Genomic DNA, 1,579 nt, shown 5'->3' on the forward strand with positions numbered 1-1,579 from the left:
GACGCACCGTCCGGCGACGAGATCGCGCCCCGTGACCTCCTGCCGGGCACCGACGAGGATGAGTGGATCAATGCCGCGTCGATCCTGGTCACCTACGACGGCGCGCAACCCTCGGCCGCGCAGTGCGAGGCGTTGAAGGTCGAGATCTGGCGCTGGCTCGAGGTGTGCCCGGACGCGATGGTCGTGGGCCCGGAGGTGATGCCGATGGCGGTTCAGTCCGACTTCGTCGTCCGGACGTGGTGGGATCAGATGCCGACGCCGGACTTCTCGGCGATGGAGGCCTTCTCCACTCCGGCGATGACGGTCACGGCGATGAACGTGACGATCGGCGGTCCGGGGCTCAACGCGCTCGCCGGCGCTGGCGGGGCGGCGACGCCGGCCGGGATGATCTCTGGCGGGGCGAGCCTCGGCGGCTCGTCGGACGTGCAGCAGCAGATCTGGAGCTTCTTCGCCGGCAAGGGGCTGGAGCCGCACCAGATCGCGGCGATCATGGGCAACGTCTCGGCGGAGAGCGCGTTCAACCCGCTCGCGGTGGGCGACGGCGGGACCTCCTTCGGTCTGTTCCAGCACCACGCCGGGCGGGGGCAGGGGCTGCTCGGCGCCGTCGGCGGGATGGACGGCCTGGGCGACGTGCAGGCGCAGCTCGACTACGTCTGGCAGGAGCTGCTCACCGGCGAGAACGGCGTGCTGCAGAAGCTGCTCGCCTCGACGGATGTGCGCGCGGCGACCGAGGCCTTCGTGGGCTTCGAGCGCCCGCAGGGCTGGTCGGCGATGAACCCGACCGGGGCGCATGGCTGGGACACGCGACTGTCGTCGGCGGAAGCCGCGCTGGGTCAGTTCGCCACCACGGCCGTGGGCGCGACGCAGAACCTCGGCACGCTCGGCAGCGGCTTCGACATGCTGGGCTCGGTGCTCTCCAGCCTGACCAGCGGTGGCGCGGGCGGCGGTGCCGGCGGCGGCTGGATCGGCAGCCTGATCGGCGCGATCTTCTCGCCGGGCGAGGCGCCGCCCGCCAATGCCGATGGCGGCTACCAGTATTTTCCGGGGGGCAGCCGGGCGGACACCGGGCTGATCCGGATCAGCTCCGGCGAGTTCGTCGTGAACGGGGCCGCGACGGCGCGCAACAGGGGCCTGCTGGAATGGATCAACTCGGGCGGGGACGCCATGGCGAGCCTGCCGGCGCGCGCCAACGGTGGCGGCTTCGCCAGCGGCGGGTATGACACCGGCCCCCGCGAGGTGCAGATCGTCACCCCGCCGGGCGTTCCGATGTCGGCCACGCTCGAGGAAGAGCCGATGCCCGGCGGTGGCCGGCGCGAGCGCTACGTGCTGGCGGAGATGGTCGGCGGCGCGCTGTCGATGCCCGGCGGCGCCGCGCGGCGCACCATGCGCAACGCCTTCGGCGTCCGCCCGAAGGGGGCGCTGCGATGACCGTGCCGAGCTGGCCCACCGCGCTGCCACGGCCGCTGCGCTCGAGCTACCGGGCGAGCGCCACCGATCCGCGGCTGAAGCGTGCCCAGGATGCGCCGGTGCCGGCCTATCGCCGCCGCTATTCCTCGGTCGCGCGCGGCCTGCAGCTCTC

The 1,579-nt window shown here is 73.0% G+C and carries 1 protein-coding gene; it reads left to right on the forward strand.

Annotation, left to right across the window (positions count from 1 at the left end; genetic code table 11):
• Positions 1 to 1,428: phage tail tip lysozyme (locus D6860_RS25430; RefSeq protein WP_254681431.1), on the forward strand; the 1,428-nt coding region annotated here is incomplete at its 5' end.
• Between the last annotated feature and the right edge of the window lie 151 nt (positions 1,429 to 1,579).

It is taken from the genome of Salipiger sp. D13, assembly GCF_003703915.1.
GTDB classification, from domain to species: Bacteria; Pseudomonadota; Alphaproteobacteria; order Rhodobacterales; family Rhodobacteraceae; genus Salipiger; species Salipiger profundus.